This is a genomic window from Streptomyces sp. NPDC058678, from assembly GCF_042714835.1.
Lineage (GTDB): Bacteria > Actinomycetota > Actinomycetes > Streptomycetales > Streptomycetaceae > Streptomyces.
This window is the reverse complement of the sequence record NZ_JBHXSG010000036.1, coordinates 20,867-35,581: the sequence shown is the minus strand read 5'-3', so window position 1 is coordinate 35,581 and position 14,715 is coordinate 20,867. Positions and strand designations below refer to the sequence as shown.

The window sequence follows — 14,715 nt, the reverse complement described above, 5'->3', positions numbered from 1 at the left end:
GAAATCCTGAGCACGACTGGACTGCCCGGACGTTACCCGCCGGTATGGCTTCTTCGACAGGGGGTTCCGGCGAGATGTTCGCTGCGTCACACAGATTGGTTATCCTTCGCGCACAGTAGTCCACGCACTAACTGACTGGCCAGTAACCCCTTGCCCGGCCGCCACTGTTCACGTATGCCCCACACCCTTACGCTTGATCGCCATGGCACCCACACCAGCCGGTAACCGGAGGACACGCGTTCATGTGGTCAGTGACGTGCACGGCAACGCCCGTGACCTGGCCCGTGCCGGCGAGGGCGCCGACGCCCTGATCTGCCTGGGCGACCTCGTCCTCTTCCTCGACTACGCCGACCACTCGCGCGGGATCTTCCCCGACCTCTTCGGCGTCGAGAACGCCGACCGCATCGTCGAGCTGCGCACCGCCCGCCGCTACGAGGAGGCGCGCGAGCTCGGGGCCCGGCTGTGGGCGGGGATCGGCGAGAGCCGCGCAGAGGTGATCGAGCAGGCGGTGCGCAAGCAGTACGCCGAGATGTTCGCGGCGTTCCCGACGCCGACGTACGCGACGTACGGCAATGTCGACATGCCGACCCTGTGGCCGGAGTACGCCGGACCCGGCACCACCGTGCTGGACGGGGAGCGCGTGGAGATCGGGGGCCGGGTCTTCGGCTTCGTCGGCGGAGGACTCCGGACCCCCATGCGCACCCCCTACGAGATCAGCGACGAGGAGTACGCGGCGAAGATCGAGGCGGTGGGCGAGGTCGACGTGCTGTGCACCCACATCCCGCCCGAGGTGCCCGAGCTGGTCTACGACACGGTCGCGCGCCGCTTCGAGAGGGGCAGCCGGGCGCTCCTCGACGCGATCCGCCGGACCCGGCCCCGGTACGCGCTCTTCGGTCACATCCACCAGCCGTTGGTGCGACGGATGCGGATCGGGGCGACCGAGTGCGTCAACGTCGGGCACTTCGCGGGGTCCGGGAAGCCCTGGGCCCTCGAATGGTGAGAGACCGCAGGTGGGGGTGAAGTCGGCCGGTCGACCGCGCGGTAGCCTTCACGCTGCACACACGTGCGCAGGCTTGCGCACGGTGGACTTGCCTACCGGCCCGCATCTGGAGGAGCCACATCGATGGCGGAACACACCAGCTCGAGCATCACGATCGAGGCGGCACCGGCCGATGTCATGGGGGTGATCGCGGACTTCGCCCGCTACCCGGACTGGACCGGAGAGGTGAAGGAGGCGGAGGTCCTGGCCACGGACGCCCAGGGGCGCGCCGAACAGGTCCGCCTGGTCATGGACGCCGGAGCGATCAAGGACGACCAGGTCCTCGGCTACACCTGGACCGGCGACCACGAGGTCTCCTGGACCCTGGTGAAGTCCCAGATGCTGCGCTCGCTGGACGGCACCTACCTCCTGAAGCCGGCGGGGGCCGGGGCGACGGAGGTGACGTACCGGCTCACGGTCGACGTCAAGATCCCGATGCTCGGCATGATCAAGCGCAAGGCGGAGAAGGTCATCATCGACCGGGCGCTGGCCGGGCTGAAGAAGAGGGTGGAGTCGGGCGCGAAGTAGCCGTCCCCGCCGGGGCGGTACGCGAAGGTACCGTTCACCCCCATGCGCACCATCCTGATCACGGGCCCGGGCGGCAGCGGTCGTACGACGATCGCCGCCGCCACCGCACTCGCCGCCGCCGGTGAGGGCACCCGCACCCTCGTCCTCAGTGCCGACCGCACCGACACCCTCGGCGCGGTACTCGGCACCCCGACGGGCCCCGCGCCGGTGCGGGCCGCCGCGAACCTCACCGCGTGGCGGCCCGACGCGACCGCGGGTTTCCGTGACGACCTGGCCGCCTTCCAGGACCGCGCGTCCTCCGTGCTCGACCTCCTCGGCGCCTCCCGCCTGGACACGGAGGAGGTCACCCCCCTCCCCGGCGCCGAAGAGCTCACCCTGCTGCGCGCCCTGCGGGACGCGGCCCTCGCCGAGGCGCACGACCTGCTCGTGGTCGACCTGCCGCCCACCCCGCAGGCCCTCGCCCTGCTCGCCCTCCCCGAGGAGCTGCGCCGTTACCTGCGCCGCCTGCTCCCGTCCGAGCGGCAGGCGGCCCGCGCCCTGCGTCCCATGCTCGGCCGGCTGGCCGGCGTGCCGATGCCCGCGGAGTGGCTGTACGAGACCGCCGCCCGCTGGGACGTCGAACTGGCCGCCGTCGAGGCGGTCGTCGCCGACCGGAACACCGTCGTACGGCTGGTCGCCGAGCCCTCCCCGGCCGGCGCCGACGCCGTCCGCTCCGCCGGCCTCGGACTGGCCCTGCGCGGGCTGCGCCCCGACCTGCTGGTGGCGAACCGGGTCCTGCCGGAGGCGGCGGGGGACAGCTGGCTGGCCGGTCCCGTCGCCCAGCAGCGCAAGGTCCTGGCGGAGTGGCAGGAGTCGTACGACCTTCGGGCGGTGGCCCATCTGGGCCGTGACCCGCGCGGCGCCGACGACCTGGCCGAGCTCGTCGTCCCCGGCGTCAATGCGGAGCCCTCCACTGTCGAGTGGCCCGTCACCGACCACCTCGCCGAGGACGGCGTCCTCGTCTGGCACCTCCCGCTGCCCGGCGCGATGAAGGACGACCTGGACCTGATCCGGCGCGGCGACGAACTCGTCGTCAGCGCGGGGCCGTTCCGCCGGATCGTCCCGCTGCCCTCGGCCCTGCGCCGCTGCACCGTCGGCGGCGCCGCCCTGCGGGAGGGCGAGCTGCGGATCCGGTTCGCGCCCGACCCGGACCTGTGGCCCGGGACACGGTGAACCGCATACGGCCGTTCGGGTAACGTCGTAGAGACGAACCGTAGTCAGGAGTCCGTCATGAGCGAAGAGCTCCCCCCGTCCGACTCCGCCGAGCGCGAGGCCGTCGACGAGGTGCGGGCGAGCGACGCCGACGCGTGGGCGACGGCGTGTGCCGAGGACCTCGCGTCGGAGAAGGCCCGCCGGCGCGCCGAGTCCGGCCCGCCCCAGGGCTCGGCCGCCGAGGAGCTGCGCAAGCTCGTCGACACCGTTGCGGACAAGCTGTCCGGCCTCCAGTCCCCCCTGCTCGGCGCGGTCGCGGGGCCCGCCGCGCAGCAGGTGGTCAAGCAGGTCGTGCAGCAGGCCAAGGCGGCCGTCGAACCCGTCATCGAACGCAACCCGGACGTCTTCGACCATCTGGCCGCCGCGGGCAACGAACTGCTGGCCGCCTACCGCTCGGCCGTCCAGGCACAGGAACAGCGCTGGACGACCGGTCGCCCCGACCCGCGCGACCTGGACGAACGCCGGGGAGACGACGGCGACGAGCCCGGCCCGGGGGAACGCATCGACTTGGACTGATGGCCCCCTCGGGTACGGTTGGCCGTAGCGGGGCTCGACCGAAACTGAGGGATTCATGGGACTCACCATCGGCGTCGATATCGGCGGCACGAAGATCGCGGCCGGCGTGGTCGATGAGGAAGGCAACATCCTCTCGACCTTCAAGGTGCCGACCCCGGGAACGGCCGAAGGCATCGTGGATGCCATCGCCTCCGCGGTGGAGGGTGCGCGCGCCGGGCACGAGATCGTCGGCGTGGGCATCGGTGCCGCCGGATACGTCAACCGTCAGCGCTCCACGGTCTACTTCGCCCCGAACATCGACTGGCGCCAGGAGCCGTTGAAGGAGAAGGTCGAGGCGCGCGTCGACCTGCCGGTCGTCGTGGAGAACGACGCCAACGCGGCCGCGTGGGGCGAGTACAAGTTCGGCGGCGGCAAGGGCCACCGCAACGTCATCTGCATCACCCTCGGCACCGGCCTCGGTGGCGGCATCATCATCGGCAACAAGCTGCGCCGCGGGCACTTCGGCGTGGCCGCCGAGTTCGGCCACATCCGCATGGTGCCGGACGGCCTGTTGTGCGGTTGCGGCTCGCAGGGCTGCTGGGAGCAGTACGCCTCGGGCCGCGCGCTCGTCCGGTACGCCAAGCAGCGCGCCAACGCGACCCCCGAGAACGCGGACATCCTGCTCGGCCTCGGCGACGGCACCCCCGACGGTATCGAGGGCAAGCACATCTCCATGGCCGCCCGCCAGGGCGATCCGGTCGCCGTCGACTCCTACCGCGAGCTCGCCCGCTGGGCCGGCGCCGGCCTCGCCGACCTGGCCTCCCTCTTCGACCCCTCCGCCTTCATCGTCGGCGGCGGACTCTCGGACGAGGGCGAGCTGGTCCTCGACCCGATCCGCAAGTCGTACAAGCGCTGGCTGGTCGGCGGCAACTGGCGTCCGGTCGCCGACGTGATCGCCGCACAGCTGGGCAACAAGGCCGGCCTGGTGGGCGCGGCGGACCTGGCCCGCGAGCCCGACCCGATCATGTAACGGTCACTTTTCGAGACAGGCGGGTTCCTCGCGCCCGAAGGGGCGCGGGGAACCGCGTGAGCGACCAAGAAGGACCCGCAGCCGAAGAACGTCTGCGAGGCACGCTCACCACGTATCGTGACGGCATGGTGACGCCCCCACTGCTCCCCAACTCCCGCATCGAGTCCGACGGTTCCGCCGTCGTCCGCGTCCTCGGCTACAACATCCGCTCGATGCGCGACGACCCGGCCGCCCTCGCCCGCGTGATCACCGCCTGCGCCCCCGACCTGGTTCTCCTCCAGGAAGCCCCGCGGTTCTTCCGCTGGCGCAAGAAACTGGCCCGCCTCGCCGCGGCATCCGGGCAGGTCGTCCTCTCCGGAGGCGGCACGGCCGCGGGCCCGGCGATCCTCTGCTCGCTCCGGGCGACCGTCGAGCGCACGGAGGACGTCCTGCTCCCGCTCACCCCGGGCCGGCACCGTCGCGGCTTCGCCACCGCGGTCGTACGGTTCGCAGGCGTCCGCGTCGGCGTTCTGAGCTGTCACCTCTCACTTCACCAGGACGAGCGGTACGAGCAGGCCGGCATGCTCCTCGACCGGCTCGCCGGCATGGGCGTGGAGCACGCCATCGCGGGCGGCGACCTGAACGAGCGCCCCGGCGGCCGCACCTTCGCCCGGCTCACCGAGGGTCTCCAGGACTGCTGGGCCACCGCCCCCTGGGGCAGTGAACACACCTGGACGCGCACCGAGCCCCGCAGACGCATCGACGCGATCTTCGCGACCAAGGGCATCGAGGTCCTCGGCTGCGGTGTGCCGCTGGGTCTTCCCGGTGTGGCCGAGGCCGATCTCAGGACGGCGACGGATCACCTGCCCGTACTGGCCGCACTTCGCGTGCCCGCGGCCTGAGTCACATCCGCCGGCCTGAGTACATCCGTCGGCCTGAGCCACATCCGCCGGACGGAGCCCGGCGCAGCCACTCGAGGCCTGTGATGCCTTCCGGGGCCGAGCAGCGCGAGGGTGGGTCCAGCAGTCTCGTTCCGCGGGAGCCCGACGGGCTGCCAGGCGGCCGACGCCATGCCCTGAGGGCGGCCACGGACCACCTTCCGGTGCCGGCCGCCCTCAGAATTCCGCAAGCTAGACGACGGCTCCCCGGCCGGGGTCGTCGTTGTCCTCGTCGTCCGGCTGCATCCGCATCACCAGGGTGGCGAAGCCGCCCAGGAAGCCGCCGATGCCGAGGGTGGCGAGCCACCAGGTCATGTCCCAGCCGAGCAGCACGGCCAGCAGGAGCAGGACCGGCCCGCCGAGCAGCCCCAGCCAGGCGAACTTCGCGGTGACGTCGGCGGCGGGCAGCGGCGGCGGCTCCGGCGGTACGAAGTGGCCCTCGTCGTCCTCGCCCGCGTCCTCCTCGTCGGCGGCCGGCTCCGGCATGCTGTAGTCCCGGGGGCCCACACCGGGGGCGAAGGCGACGGAGCCGCCCAGCGGCTTGGCGGGCTTGTCCTCCTTGGGCGGCTCGGCCTCCTTGGTGTCCGTGGCCCCCTTGGCCTCTTTGGCCTCCTTGGGGCCCGCGCCGTCGGTCTCGTTCGTCTCGGACTCGAGCAGCGCCAGGTCCTCGACCGACTTGAAGGGCTTGGAGCCCGGCGGGTCCGGCGGCTCGTCGCCGTACCCGGCGACGATGGCCGCCCAGGCGGCCTCCTCGTCGAACGGGACGTGCTGCTCTTCCGGCTCGCGGTCCTCGCGCTCCTCACGGTCCTCGCGATCGGAGTCGTGCTCAGCCACGTGCGGCCGTCCCTTCCTTGCCGATGCTGGATGACAGGCGGCCGATGAACGCGTAGCTCTCCTCGAAGATCCGGTCCGCCTCGTAATCCAACGTCGCGACGTGGTAGCTCTGTTCCAGCACGATCTCAGTTACGTCCGTGGACGAGATCCGGCTCAGGACGCGCGCGGAGTCGGCGGCCGGCACCACGTGGTCCTGGGCGCTGCGCAGCAGCAACAGCGGCTGGGTGACCTGCGGCAGCTCGCCGTCGACCAGTTGGAAGAAGGTCCGCAGGGAGTGCGCGGCGCGCAGCGGAACCCGGTGGTACCCGAGCTCGACGCTGTTCTCCTTGGCGATGTCACTGGCGATCCCCTTGGACGTGGGGACGAAGTGGCGGATCACCGGAAGGGCGTGCGCGGCCAGGCCGTGCACCTTGTTGGCCGGGTTGACGGCCACCACACCGCTGACCGCGTCCCCGTGCTTCGCCGCCAGCCGCAGCGCGAGCGCGGCGCCCATGGAGAGGCCGCCGACGAACACCTGCCCGCACCGCTCACGCAGGGCGCGCAGCTCTCGGTCCACCTCGGCGTACCAGTCCTGCCAGCCCGTGAGCTGCATGTCCTCCCAGCGCGTGCCGTGGCCGGGCAGCAGCGGCAGGGAGACGGTCAGGCCGCGCTCGGCGAGATACTCCGCCCAGGGGCGCAGCGACTGGGGCGAACCGGTGAAGCCGTGACAGAGGAGGACCCCCGCTTCCCCGCCCTCGTGGCGGAACGGCTCGGCTCCAGGGAGGACCGGCACCTTCGGTCTCCTGTTCATGAGAAGGGCGTGAACGAGTCCAGGTGAGGTTCACCGTACGCGACCGCACTGACACCGACCAGGGCCGTCGGGCTCATTGACAGTGCTCCGGGTTAAGGTCTGACCGACGGACTCAGGAGGCACTCGGTTGTTGTACGGCACGATGAAGGTCGCCATCGGCGGGCCGCTGAAGGTCGCCTTCAGGCCCTGGGTGGAAGGCCTGGAGAACATTCCGGCCGAGGGTCCCGCCATCCTGGCGAGCAACCACCTGTCCTTCTCCGACTCGTTCTTCCTGCCCGCGGTCCTCGACCGCAAGGTCACCTTCATCGCGAAGGCCGAGTACTTCACCACGCCCGGGGTGAAGGGCCGGCTGACGGCCGCCTTCTTCAAGGGCGTCGGCCAGCTCCCCGTGGACCGCTCCGGCGGGCGCGGCGCCGGCGAGGCCGCCGTCAAGAGCGGCATCGACGTCCTGGAGCGCGGTGAGCTGTTCGGGATCTACCCGGAGGGCACCAGGTCGCCCGACGGCCGCCTCTACCGGGGCAAGCCCGGCGGCCTCGCGCGCGTGGCGCTCGCCACCGGCGCGCCCGTCATCCCGGTCGCCATGATCGACACGGAGAAGATCCAGCCGCCCGGCAAGGTCATGCCCAAGCTGATGCGGCCGGGCATCCGCATCGGCGCGCCGCTGGACTTCAGCCGCTACCAGGGCATGGAGCACGACCGTTTCGTGCTCCGCGCGCTGACCGACGAGGTCATGTACGAGATCATGAAGCTCTCCGGCCAGGAGTACGTGGACATGTACGCGACCGCCGCCAAGCGGCAGATCGCGGACGCGGCGAAGGCCGGGAAGGAAGCGGAGAAGGCGGCCAGGGCCGCACTCGCGCAGGCGGTGAAGGAACAGGCGGAGAAGGAGAAGGCCGCGAAGGACAAGGCCGCGCAGGACGACACGGACCAGGAGAGGCCCGACTCCTAGACGGCGGTCTGGGGGCGGACGGGGGTGGGGGAATGGCCAGGCGCGAGAGAGTCATGCGGATGTCGGTCGAGCAGCCGCTGTGGCGTGCGCTCGCCGGCTATCGGGTGCTCACCATGCTGTACGCGGTCGGGTTCTTCGCCACCGCCTACGACGGGTTCGACCGCCCCTGGGTCGCCGTCGCGTACTACTGCGTCCTGTTCGTGTGGACCGTGGCCACCCTGCCCAAGGTCGCGAACGCGGCCAGCTGCACCAAGCGCTTCCTCGCCGCCGACCTCACCGTCGCGCTCACCGGCATCCTGCTCACCCTCGTCGCCGACGGAGACGAGCGGATCCAGTCGGGCGGCCCGACCCTGCCGTCGATATGGACCGCGGGCTCCGTACTGGCCTTCGCGATCAAGGGCGGCTGGCGCTGGGCGGCAGCCGCCTCCTCCGCGGTCGCCGTCGCCAACCTGATCGAGCGCGGCAGCCCGGCCCGCGACACCGTGCACAACGTGATCCTCGTCTGGGTCGCCTCCATCGCCATCGGCTACGTCGTCGAGGTCGCCCGCGCCTCCGAGCGCACCCTCGCCCGGGCCCTGGAGATCGAGGCCGCGACGAGGGAACGGGAGCGGCTCGCCCGGGACATCCACGACAGCGTGCTCCAGGTGCTGGCGATGGTGCAGCGGCGTGGCGCCGTCCTCGGCGGCGAGGCGGCCGCGCTGGGCCGGATGGCGGGCGAGCAGGAGGTCGCGCTGCGCACGCTGGTCTCCGGAGGACTGGTGCCCGTCTCCCGCGTGTCGGAGGACGCGGCCCAGGGGGCGGTCGTACGGGCGGTCGAGGAGCCGGACGACTCCACCGGTCCGGTCGACCTGCGCGCACTCCTCGCCCCGTTCGCCTCCGCGAGCGTCAACCTCGCCGAGCCCGGCGCCGCCGTGCCGCTGCCTCCGGCGGCGGCGCGGGAGCTGGCGGCGGCCGTCGGCGCCGCCCTCGACAATGTCCGCGAGCACGCGGGCGAGGACGCGCGCGCGTGGATCCTCGTCGAGGACGAGCCGGACGAGGTGATCGTGACCGTACGGGACGACGGCCCCGGCATCCCCGAGGGCCGGCTGGCGCAGGCCGAGGGGGAGGGGCGGCTCGGCGTGGCCCTGTCGATCCGGGGCCGGCTGCGCGACCTCGGCGGCAGCGCCGAACTGATCTCGGTGCCCGGCCAGGGCACGGAGGTCGAACTGAAGGTACCGAAGGAGACCAAGTCCTCACGGGGGAAGGCGGACAGACGATGACGGACAGCAGCGAGGTTCGGCAGGACCCGATCAGGGTCATGGTGGTCGACGACCACCCGATGTGGCGCGACGCGGTCGCCCGCGACCTGGGCGAGTCGGGCTTCGACGTGGTCGCCACCGCGGGCGACGGCGAGCAGGCCGTGCGCCGCGCGAAGGCCGCCGCCCCCGACGTCCTGGTGCTGGACCTGAACCTGCCCGCCAAGCCCGGCGTTCAGGTCTGCAAGGAACTCGTGGGCGCCGACCCGGCGCTGCGGGTCCTGGTGCTGTCCGCGAGCGGTGAGCACGCCGACGTCCTGGAGGCGGTGAAGTCCGGCGCCACCGGCTATCTGCTGAAGTCGGCCTCGACGGAGGAACTGCTGGACGCGGTCCGCCGTACGGCCGTCGGCGACCCGGTGTTCACCCCCGGCCTGGCCGGGCTGGTGCTCGGCGAGTACCGGCGCCTGGCCGCCGAGCCCGAGCCCGCCCCGGACACCGGGCGGCCGGGGGCACCGCAGCTCACCGACCGCGAGACAGAGGTGCTGCGCCTCGTCGCCAAGGGCCTGAGCTACAAGCAGATCGCCGAACGCCTCGTCATCTCGCACCGCACGGTCCAGAACCACGTCCAGAACACCCTCGGCAAGCTCCAACTGCACAACAGGGTCGAACTGGTGAGGTACGCGATAGAACGCGGACTCGACGACGAGTAGATCGACCGGCCCGACCGGATCAACCACCCCACGTTTCAACGGAATTGTCGTTCCCGCCCATCCCTGTGTGACCTGGATCACTACTAGCGTGATCCCCATCAGGCAACCGCGGCGAAGGGAACACTTCCATGCGCGTCGGAGTACTGACCGGAGGCGGCGACTGCCCCGGGCTCAACGCCGTCATCCGGGGCATCGTCCGCAAGGGCGTGCAGGAGTACGGCTATGACTTCGTCGGCTTCCGGGACGGCTGGCGAGGACCCCTCGAGAACCGCACCATGCGTCTGGACATCCCCGCGGTGCGCGGCATCCTGCCCCGCGGCGGCACCATCCTCGGCTCCTCGCGCACCAACCCCCTGAAGCAGGAGGACGGCATCCGCCGTATCAAGGAGAACCTCGCCGAGCAGGAGGTCGCCGCCCTCGTCGTGATCGGCGGCGAGGACACCCTCGGCGTCGCCGCCCGGCTGTCCGACGAGTACGGCGTGCCGTGCGTGGGCGTGCCGAAGACGATCGACAACGACCTGTCCGCAACCGACTACACCTTCGGCTTCGACACCGCGGTCGGCATCGCCACGGAGGCGATCGACCGGCTGCACACCACCGCCGAGTCGCACATGCGCGTCCTGGTCTGCGAGGTGATGGGCCGGCACGCGGGCTGGATCGCCCTCCACTCGGGCCTGGCCGGCGGTGCGAACGTGATCCTCATCCCCGAGCAGCGCTTCGACGTCGAGCAGGTGTGCGCCTGGGTGACCTCCCGCTTCAAGGCGTCGTACGCGCCCATCGTGGTCGTCGCCGAAGGCGCGATGCCCAAGGACGGCGACATGGTCCTCAAGGACGGATCGCTGGACTCCTTCGGGCACGTCCGGCTGTCCGGTGTCGGCGAGTGGCTGGCCAAGGAGATCGAGCGGCGCACCGGCAAGGAGGCCCGCACCACGGTCCTCGGGCACGTCCAGCGCGGTGGCACGCCCAGCGCCTTCGACCGCTGGCTCGCCACCCGCTTCGGTCTGCACGCCATCGAGGCGGTCCGCGACGGCGACTTCGGCAAGATGGTCGCCCTGCGCGGCACGGACATCGTGCGCGTCCCGATCGCGGAGGCGACGGCCCGGCTGAAGACGGTGGATCCGAAGCTGTACGAGGAGGTCGGGGTGTTCTTCGGCTGAACCCGTCCGGCACCCGTCGGCCTGTGGGCCGTGTATGCGGCCCACAGGCCTTCAGGACGGGAGAAGCCGGTCGTGGAGATTCTCGCCTCGGCGTTCAAGCAGACGAGAAGCCGACAACAACGACCTTCAGGTGGCCGAACGGCTCGGCATGACGGTCGCCGCCCGACGCTGCGGGAACGTGCTGGTGCCGCGCAGCCGACCCACCAGCTCCCGTACGACCGCCGCCCCGTTCAGCGTGAGCACCGACTCCGGGTGGAACTGCACGCCGGCGAACCCCGGCCCGCGCAGGGCGTGGACCTCGCCGGTGTCGCTGCGGCTCACCTCGACGTCGTGCGCGGACAGTTCGGCGAGGGCCTCGTCGTCGCAGCGTGCCACGAAGCTGTTGTAGAAGCCGACGGTCTCGCGCCGCCCGAAGAGGTCGATCTCCGTCTGCGCCCCCTGGTGCGGCACTTCCTTGCGTACGATCTCCAGCCCCAGCTCGGCCGCGAGCAGCTCGTGCCCGAGGCAGACGCCGAGCACGCCGTGCCGGTTCTCCCGGATCACCTCGGCGGTCAGCGCGCGCAGGAACCGCATCTTGGGGTCGGCGGTGTCGGAGGGGTCGCCCGGGCCGGGGCCGAGGATCACCGGCCCCTCGTGCGCGCGGACCGCCTCCGAAAGGCCGGGCTCGTCGTAGCGCCGGACGGTGATGGTCAGGCCCGACGAGCGCAGCACGTGCGCGAGCATCGCCGTGAAGGTGTCCTCGCCGTCGACGACGAGGGCGTGCCCGGCCAGGTCCTCCGCCTGCTCCTGCATCCGCAGCCAGAACGGCGCCAGCGAGGCCCGGCGCCCGTCCAGCGCGGCCCGCACGCGGGGGTCGTCGGCCAGCCGGGGTCGCGTGTGCTCCGACCGCGGTCTCCCCGGTCGTACGCCGAGCGCCGTCAGCACCCCCGCCGCCTTCGCGTGCGTCTCCGCGACCTCGCCCGCCGGATCCGAGCCGCGCACCAGCGTGGCGCCGACCGGCACCCGCAGCCGCCCGGCCGCGTCGATGTCGGCGGTGCGGATGAGGATGGGGGAGTCGAGGGTCTGGGCGCCCCCGGAGTCCCGCCGGATCAGCGCCAGCGCGCCCGCGTAGTAGCCCCGTCCGCCGACCTCGTGCCGCTCGATGACCCGGCAGGCGTTCTGCACCGGCGAGCCGGTGACGGTCGCCGCGAACATGGTCTCCTTCAGCACCTCCCGCACGTCCAGCGAGGACTTCCCGCGCAACTCGTACTCGGTGTGCGCCAGGTGCGCCATCTCCTTCAGCCGGGGCCCGATCACGACCCCGCCCATGTCGCCGACGGTGCACATCATCTTGAGCTCCTCGTCGACGACCATCGACAGCTCCTCGATCTCCTTGCCGTCGGCGAGGAAGTCGAGCAGGTGCTCGGGGGTGGGGCCTTCGGCCGGGTAGCGGTACGTCCCGCTGATCGGGTTCATGACGACGGTCCCGCCGGACATCCGCACGTGGACCTCAGGACTGGCGCCGACGAGCGTACGTTCCCCGGTGTGCACGACGAACGTCCAGTACGCGCCCCGCTCACCCACGAGCAGCCGCCGGAACAGGGCGAGGGCGTCGGCCCTGGAGAACCCGTGGATCTTCCCCTGGTACGTCCGTCGGATCACGAAGTTGGCGCCCTCGCCCGCCCCGATCTCCTCGCGCAGCACCCGCCCGACGATCTCCGCGTACTCCTCGTCGGCCACGTCGAAGCCGCCGTCCTCGACCCGCACCTCGTGCGCCGGGAGCTGTGCGAGGGCTTCGGCGAGCGGGATCTCGTACGTCTCCTCGGGTGTCAGCACCGACAGGGGCGTCCCGTCGTCGCGGACGTCGAAGCCGCGCTCGCGGATCTGACGGAAGGGGACGAGTGCCAGGCCCTCGTCGGGAAGGTCGGCGAGGCGGTCGTGCGTGGTGACCGGGCCGATGAGGATCTCGACCGTGTCGTGGTCGTGGCCCGGCGTGCGGCGGCGCAGCAGGGCGAAGGGACGGGGATCGTCCAGGAGGTCGGGCAGGTTCATCGGTCGTGTTCCTTCTCGGAAGGAGAGACGACCTCAGCGCCGGAAACACCGAAGGCCGCCCCTCGGGCGGCCTTCGCGAAGTCTTGCGTACGCGCAGTCAGTGGGCCGCCGGATGAGCGGTCCACCACCAGGTCTGGGTCGAATGCGCGAACATGCGAGGCACCCTACCTCACGCGCACCTGAGCGGGAGCGTGTCTCACCTGTCGAGCCGCACGAAAATCACTCGACACGACCCCGTAATGTTGAGGGCGTGACCGTGAACGCTAAGACCAGCGCCAGCGCTGGCAACACCTGGCGAGACCTGCCCGCGGCGCAGCAGCCCGAGTACCCCGACACCGAGGCTCTGCGCGCAGTGATCGCGGACCTCGAGTCGTATCCGCCGCTCGTCTTCGCGGGCGAGTGCGACCAGCTGCGCGCCCGGTTGGCGGCCGTTGCCAAGGGAGAGGCGTTCCTCCTCCAGGGTGGCGACTGCGCCGAGGCCTTCGACGCGGTGTCCGCCGACCACATCCGCAACAAGCTCAAGACGCTGCTCCAGATGGGCGCCGTGCTGACGTACGCCGCGTCCGTGCCCGTGGTGAAGGTCGGCCGGATCGCCGGCCAGTACTCCAAGCCGCGCTCCAAGAACACCGAGACCCGCGACGGCGTGACCCTGCCGACGTACCGCGGTGACTCGGTCAACGGCTTCGACTTCAACGAGGCCGCCCGCATCCCGGACCCCGAGCGCCTGAAGCGGATGTACAACGCCTCCGCCTCGACGCTCAACCTGGTGCGCGCCTTCACCACCGGCGGCTACGCCGACCTGCGCCAGGTGCACGCCTGGAACCAGGACTTCGTGAAGTCGTCCCCCTCCGGCCAGCGCTACGAGCAGCTCGCCCGCGAGATCGACCAGGCACTCAACTTCATGCACGCCTGCGGGGCCGACCCGGAGGAGTTCAAGACCGTCGAGTTCTACTCCTCGCACGAGGCGCTGCTCCTCGACTACGAGTCGGCGCTCACCCGCGTCGACTCGCGCACCGGCCAGCTGTACGACGTCTCGGCGCACATGGTGTGGGTCGGTGAGCGCACCCGGCAGCTGGACCACGCGCACATCGAGTTCGCCTCGCAGATCCGCAACCCGATCGGCATCAAGCTCGGCCCGACGACCACGGCCGAGGAGGCGCTGCAGTACATCGAGCGCCTGGACCCGGACCGCGAGCCGGGCCGGCTGACCTTCATCGTCCGCATGGGCGCCGACAAGGTCCGCGACAAGCTGCCCGAGCTGGTCGAGAAGGTCACCGCCTCCGGCGCGACGGTGGCCTGGATCACCGACCCGATGCACGGCAACACCTACGAGGCGGCCTCCGGTCACAAGACCCGCCGCTTCGACGACGTGCTCGACGAGGTGAAGGGCTTCTTCGAGGTCCACAAGGGCCTGGGCACCCACCCGGGCGGCATCCATGTCGAGCTCACCGGTGACGACGTCACCGAGTGCGTGGGCGGCGGCGACGAGATCTTCGTCGACGACCTGCACCAGCGCTACGAGACGGCCTGCGACCCGCGTCTGAACCGCAGCCAGTCGCTTGACCTGGCGTTCCTGGTCGCGGAGATGTACCGGGACCAGTAGCAGATCACCAGCGGAAGCGCCTGTTACAGGAGCGTGGGGGGGGGGGGGGTGGTCAGAAGAAAGGCCGCCCCCCCCCCAATTTTATGTGCCGCCGGGAGGGGATTGTTGTTGTTTTGGGTTTTTTAGTGCTGTGTGGGGGATACCCC

General features: G+C 71.3%; 15 protein-coding genes. 11 read left to right on the top strand and 4 right to left on the bottom strand.

What is annotated here, in order from left to right:
• Window positions 1-244: 244 nt before the first annotated feature.
• The 6 genes from ACFWWR_RS28895 (at window position 245) to ACFWWR_RS28870 (ending at window position 5,224) form a co-directional block, all read left to right on the top strand.
• Window positions 245-1,000: a metallophosphoesterase gene (locus tag ACFWWR_RS28895; protein WP_383867384.1), complete on the top strand. Its 756-nt coding sequence runs from the start codon at window positions 245-247 to the stop codon at window positions 998-1,000.
• A gap of 123 nt (window positions 1,001-1,123) precedes the next feature.
• Window positions 1,124-1,567 (top strand): SRPBCC family protein, encoded by a 444-nt coding sequence (locus ACFWWR_RS28890; RefSeq protein ID WP_383867311.1) that lies wholly within the window; start codon window positions 1,124-1,126, stop codon window positions 1,565-1,567.
• A gap of 42 nt (window positions 1,568-1,609) precedes the next feature.
• A complete protein-coding gene (locus ACFWWR_RS28885; RefSeq protein WP_383867313.1) occupies window positions 1,610-2,779 on the top strand; it encodes an ArsA family ATPase in 1,170 nt (389 codons plus the stop codon).
• A gap of 57 nt (window positions 2,780-2,836) precedes the next feature.
• A complete protein-coding gene (locus ACFWWR_RS28880) occupies window positions 2,837-3,334 on the top strand; it encodes a DUF5304 domain-containing protein (RefSeq protein WP_383867315.1) in 498 nt (165 codons plus the stop codon).
• 55 nt (window positions 3,335-3,389) lie between these two features.
• Window positions 3,390-4,343: an ROK family glucokinase gene (locus tag ACFWWR_RS28875; protein ID WP_383867317.1), complete on the top strand. Its 954-nt coding sequence runs from the start codon at window positions 3,390-3,392 to the stop codon at window positions 4,341-4,343.
• A 125-nt stretch (window positions 4,344-4,468) separates the two neighbouring features.
• Complete coding sequence (locus ACFWWR_RS28870) at window positions 4,469-5,224, top strand: endonuclease/exonuclease/phosphatase family protein (protein WP_383867319.1); 756 nt, start codon at window positions 4,469-4,471, stop codon at window positions 5,222-5,224.
• A 228-nt stretch (window positions 5,225-5,452) separates the two neighbouring features.
• Here ACFWWR_RS28870 and ACFWWR_RS28865 read toward each other — a convergent pair whose 3' ends face one another.
• The gene (locus ACFWWR_RS28865) at window positions 5,453-6,094 is read right to left on the bottom strand and encodes a hypothetical protein (RefSeq protein ID WP_383867321.1); all 642 of its coding nucleotides are present in this window, start codon (window positions 6,092-6,094) and stop codon (window positions 5,453-5,455) included.
• Window positions 6,087-6,866 carry an alpha/beta hydrolase gene (locus ACFWWR_RS28860; protein ID WP_383867386.1) on the bottom strand — a complete coding sequence of 260 codons (780 nt, stop codon included), beginning with the start codon at window positions 6,864-6,866 and terminating at the stop codon, window positions 6,087-6,089. The genes ACFWWR_RS28865 and ACFWWR_RS28860 overlap by 8 nt, the downstream gene beginning before the upstream one ends.
• A gap of 160 nt (window positions 6,867-7,026) precedes the next feature.
• Here ACFWWR_RS28860 and ACFWWR_RS28855 point away from each other — a divergent pair, with 160 nt between their 5' ends.
• The 4 genes from ACFWWR_RS28855 (at window position 7,027) to ACFWWR_RS28840 (ending at window position 10,935) form a co-directional block, all read left to right on the top strand.
• Entirely contained in the window at window positions 7,027-7,833 is an 807-nt protein-coding gene (locus ACFWWR_RS28855) for a lysophospholipid acyltransferase family protein (RefSeq protein WP_383867388.1), read from the top strand.
• Between the two features lie 32 nt (window positions 7,834-7,865).
• Window positions 7,866-9,092 carry a MacS family sensor histidine kinase gene (gene macS / locus ACFWWR_RS28850; RefSeq protein ID WP_383867323.1) on the top strand — a complete coding sequence of 409 codons (1,227 nt, stop codon included), beginning with the start codon at window positions 7,866-7,868 and terminating at the stop codon, window positions 9,090-9,092.
• A complete protein-coding gene (locus tag ACFWWR_RS28845) occupies window positions 9,089-9,778 on the top strand; it encodes a response regulator (protein ID WP_384306135.1) in 690 nt (229 codons plus the stop codon). The genes macS and ACFWWR_RS28845 overlap by 4 nt, the downstream gene beginning before the upstream one ends.
• A 128-nt stretch (window positions 9,779-9,906) precedes the next feature.
• A complete protein-coding gene (locus ACFWWR_RS28840) occupies window positions 9,907-10,935 on the top strand; it encodes a 6-phosphofructokinase (RefSeq protein WP_383867327.1) in 1,029 nt (342 codons plus the stop codon).
• A gap of 126 nt (window positions 10,936-11,061) precedes the next feature.
• Here ACFWWR_RS28840 and ACFWWR_RS28835 read toward each other — a convergent pair whose 3' ends face one another.
• Together ACFWWR_RS28835 and ACFWWR_RS28830 are read right to left on the bottom strand one after the other, a co-directional pair.
• A complete protein-coding gene (locus tag ACFWWR_RS28835; protein ID WP_384306132.1) occupies window positions 11,062-12,966 on the bottom strand; it encodes an anthranilate synthase family protein in 1,905 nt (634 codons plus the stop codon).
• 97 nt (window positions 12,967-13,063) lie between these two features.
• Window positions 13,064-13,120 carry a trp operon leader peptide gene (locus ACFWWR_RS28830; RefSeq protein ID WP_073723848.1) on the bottom strand — a complete coding sequence of 19 codons (57 nt, stop codon included), beginning with the start codon at window positions 13,118-13,120 and terminating at the stop codon, window positions 13,064-13,066.
• A 96-nt stretch (window positions 13,121-13,216) separates the two neighbouring features.
• Between ACFWWR_RS28830 and ACFWWR_RS28825 the strand changes: the two genes are divergently transcribed.
• Window positions 13,217-14,569 (top strand): class II 3-deoxy-7-phosphoheptulonate synthase, encoded by a 1,353-nt coding sequence (locus ACFWWR_RS28825; RefSeq protein WP_383867331.1) that lies wholly within the window; start codon window positions 13,217-13,219, stop codon window positions 14,567-14,569.
• The last annotated feature ends 146 nt before the right edge of the window (window positions 14,570-14,715 follow it).

Bases quoted from the DNA above. Each gene is read 5' to 3' on its own strand.
- ACFWWR_RS28875 (WP_383867317.1), top strand. From the start codon at position 3,390: ATGGGACTCACCATCGGCGTCGATATCGGCGGCACGAAGATCGCGGCC.
- ACFWWR_RS28885 (WP_383867313.1), top strand. From the start codon at position 1,610: ATGCGCACCATCCTGATCACGGGCCCGGGCGGCAGCGGTCGTACGACG.
- ACFWWR_RS28840 (WP_383867327.1), top strand. From the start codon at position 9,907: ATGCGCGTCGGAGTACTGACCGGAGGCGGCGACTGCCCCGGGCTCAAC.
- ACFWWR_RS28890 (WP_383867311.1), top strand. From the start codon at position 1,124: ATGGCGGAACACACCAGCTCGAGCATCACGATCGAGGCGGCACCGGCC.
- macS (WP_383867323.1), top strand. From the start codon at position 7,866: ATGGCCAGGCGCGAGAGAGTCATGCGGATGTCGGTCGAGCAGCCGCTG.
- ACFWWR_RS28845 (WP_384306135.1), top strand. From the start codon at position 9,089: ATGACGGACAGCAGCGAGGTTCGGCAGGACCCGATCAGGGTCATGGTG.
- ACFWWR_RS28870 (WP_383867319.1), top strand. From the start codon at position 4,469: ATGGTGACGCCCCCACTGCTCCCCAACTCCCGCATCGAGTCCGACGGT.
- ACFWWR_RS28880 (WP_383867315.1), top strand. From the start codon at position 2,837: ATGAGCGAAGAGCTCCCCCCGTCCGACTCCGCCGAGCGCGAGGCCGTC.
- ACFWWR_RS28855 (WP_383867388.1), top strand. From the start codon at position 7,027: ATGAAGGTCGCCATCGGCGGGCCGCTGAAGGTCGCCTTCAGGCCCTGG.
- ACFWWR_RS28835 (WP_384306132.1), bottom strand. From the start codon at position 12,966: ATGAACCTGCCCGACCTCCTGGACGATCCCCGTCCCTTCGCCCTGCTG.